The organism is Synergistota bacterium, assembly GCA_021159885.1.
Classification (GTDB): domain Bacteria; phylum Synergistota; class GBS-1; order GBS-1; family GBS-1; genus AUK310.
Genome location: JAGHDO010000015.1, coordinates 1 through 2,683 on the forward strand (window position 1 = coordinate 1; position 2,683 = coordinate 2,683).

The 2,683-nt window shown below is 44.6% G+C and carries 4 protein-coding genes; all 4 read right to left on the reverse strand.

Features of this window, described 5'->3' with window-relative positions:
• Window positions 1-191, reverse strand: a 191-nt coding sequence (locus J7M13_01250) for a hypothetical protein (protein ID MCD6362620.1), incomplete at its 3' end; no start/stop codon positions are given.
• A 113-nt stretch (window positions 192-304) separates the two neighbouring features.
• Window positions 305-1,732 (reverse strand): Ni/Fe hydrogenase subunit alpha, encoded by a 1,428-nt coding sequence (locus J7M13_01255; protein ID MCD6362621.1) that lies wholly within the window; start codon window positions 1,730-1,732, stop codon window positions 305-307.
• Between the two features lie 21 nt (window positions 1,733-1,753).
• Window positions 1,754-2,293 carry an NADP oxidoreductase gene (locus J7M13_01260; GenBank protein ID MCD6362622.1) on the reverse strand — a complete coding sequence of 180 codons (540 nt, stop codon included), beginning with the start codon at window positions 2,291-2,293 and terminating at the stop codon, window positions 1,754-1,756.
• A gap of 18 nt (window positions 2,294-2,311) precedes the next feature.
• On the reverse strand, window positions 2,312-2,683 hold a 372-nt coding region (locus J7M13_01265), incomplete at its 5' end, for a hypothetical protein (GenBank protein ID MCD6362623.1).

Below are 2,683 nucleotides of genomic sequence, written 5' to 3' on the forward strand. Positions count from 1 at the left end.
CTTTTGTAGAGTTCTTCTATAAGGAGAAGTATCTCCTCCGGTAAGAATTTAGAAGCCGCGAAGAGCTTAACCCTTCGCGGCCTTATCCTTCGCAAAGACCAGAGCTCGCCAGGATATACATTCGCATCTATGAATATGATGAGATTGCTATCCTTTATCTCTTCTATGATTTCTGGGATAAGCTGGTGCACAAGAAAAACTCTAAATCCATCAATGTCTCGAAAGCTTGCTCTAAGTCTTGCTCCTATCCATATGCCAACCCCATCGTCTTTACGTGAATAGTTTCCATAACCTATTATAGATATCAGAGATCTCTCACCAGCTTCCTGAGCCCATTACCTTCTGAATCGTAGATCAAAATCTCAAGCGGCATTTTGCCGAGAGCGTGAGTTGCACATGAAAGACATGGGTCATAGCATCTTATCGCCACCTCAACCATGTTAAGGAATCCTTCCTTAACATCCGGTCCCTTTATATACTCCTTTGCCACGAGCTCAACTGCTTTATTCATAGCATTGTTGTTGTTAACGGTTGCCACTATAAGGTTAGCTTTAATAATTTCTCCAGATTCGTTTATCTTATAGTGGTGAATGAGCGTTCCTCTCGGAGCTTCGAGAACTCCAACTCCTTCCGGGTTAAAGTCTCTACTTACTGCTCTTAGCTCAGTCCCGGTTATATCTGGATCTTCCAGCAGTTCTTTTAGCTTTTCAGCAGCATGAAGAGCCTCTATCATCCTGGCATAATGATAGAAGAGGGAGCCTTCTGCTACGCGAGAGCCTATCATGTCTCGGAAGATCTTCAGCTCCTCTTTTGCTAAAGGCGTCGAGATATCATCACAACAGTTTATTCTTCCCAAGGGTCCCACGCGATAGCTTCCCTCGGGATATCCAAAGTCCTTATAAAACGGGAATTTCATGTAGGACCAGGGCTCGACCCATTCCCCTATTTTCTCAAGGTAGTTATCTTCGGAGAACTCATCGATAATTTTCCCTCTATAGTCGCAAAGCCTTATTTTACCATGGTACAAGTCAAGATTTCCCTTCTCGTCAACAAGACCCATGTAGAGAGACGGGAAAGAGGCGAAGTTTCTGAACTTATCTCCCCACTCCTCCGCCAGGTTTCTGATGAGCTTCACGGTATCTTTAAGCTCGCTTATGACCCAATCTATATCCTTAAGCAAGGAATCTCTTTCCTCAACGGATAGTCCTTTGCTCACTCCACCTGGTATCGCGAAACGGGGGTGAATTCTCTTACCTCCCAGGATCTTTATGACCTCTTGGCCATATTTCCTCAACTTAACACCTCTTAAAGCTAAATCTGGATGCTTCTCCACAACGCCAACTACATTTCTTATCTTAGGATCAGCATCCATACCAAAGAGCAGATCTGGGCTCGCCAAGTGGAAAAAGTGCAGTGAGTGAGACTGAACTATTTGTCCCATATGCATGAGCTCCCTCAGCTTCTTAGCGGTGGGAGGTATTTCAACGCCGAGAAGCTTATCCGTTGCTTTAGCAGACGCAAGGTGATGACTTACCGGGCATATACCACAGGCTCTCTGAGTAATAACTGGCATCTCCCAGAAGACTCTTCCCTCACAGAACTTTTCAAATCCTCTTACCTGAGTCACATGGAAGTAGGTCTTCTCTACCTCGCCAGCATCATTCAGATATATTGTAACCTTTCCATGACCCTCAACGCGAGTTACGGGAAATATTTCAAGCTTTTGAGCCATGTCTCCTACTCACCCCCTCGCTTATTCATATGATAGTAGCTCCGTCGGGATTACGGGTATCCTGCCCTCAAGGAGCTCCTTAAGAGCATACTCTATAGCGCGTGGATCTGGTGGACATCCGGGAATATAAACATCGACTTTTACGAACTGATCTATGGGCTTAACCGCTGGGAACAGTTCTGGGACGTCCACATGAGGGATAGTTTTCTTGGGATTTACCGTACTTTCCGTTTCTATATATACTCTCTTTAGAACATCTTCCTTCTTAAAGAAGTTCCTCATCGCAGGGATTCCTCCAAAGCAGGCACAATCTCCAAGAGCGATAAGTATCTTCGAATTCTCACGTATCTTCTTCAGAACCTCAAGCTGTTCCTCGTTCCCCACGGAACCTTCGACTATACCTACATCAACTGGGTGAAACTCCTTTATATCAGTTATAGGAGACGCATCAAACTCTATTTTTGAGAGAAGCTCAACAAGCTTTTCATCAAGATCCAGAAGGGACATATGACAGCCTGAGCAGCACTCGAGCCAGGTGCTGGCTATCTTTACCTTAGCCAATTTCATCTCCTCCTTTGCTTATAAGCGCTTCAAAAGATCTTCAGTTTCTATCTTTCCCAGCCCCATCGCATCAGCAAGCTCTGAAAGAAGCTCCCTTGCATTTTTAACCCCATCTTCTGCTTTTAATGGAGGAACGAACTTCTTGACTTCACCGTTAAGCAGTTTATATGTGCCTCCATTCTCAAGCCAGCTCTTAGCGGGTATAACAATATCCGCTATCTTCATCATAGGATCTATATAAGCTCCATGTAAGATTATCGTTTCATACCCTGCTTCTTTTCCTATAAGGGAGGGTGAGTAGCTGGAATCGATATCTCCGAGAAAGAGGAATAGAACCTTCTTTGGCTTTTCCTTTTCGGAACCGTTGGCGGAAGCAAGTCCCATATTCCA

Bases quoted from the DNA above. Each gene is read 5' to 3' on its own strand.
- J7M13_01255 (MCD6362621.1), bottom strand. From the start codon at position 1,732: ATGGCTCAAAAGCTTGAAATATTTCCCGTAACTCGCGTTGAGGGTCAT.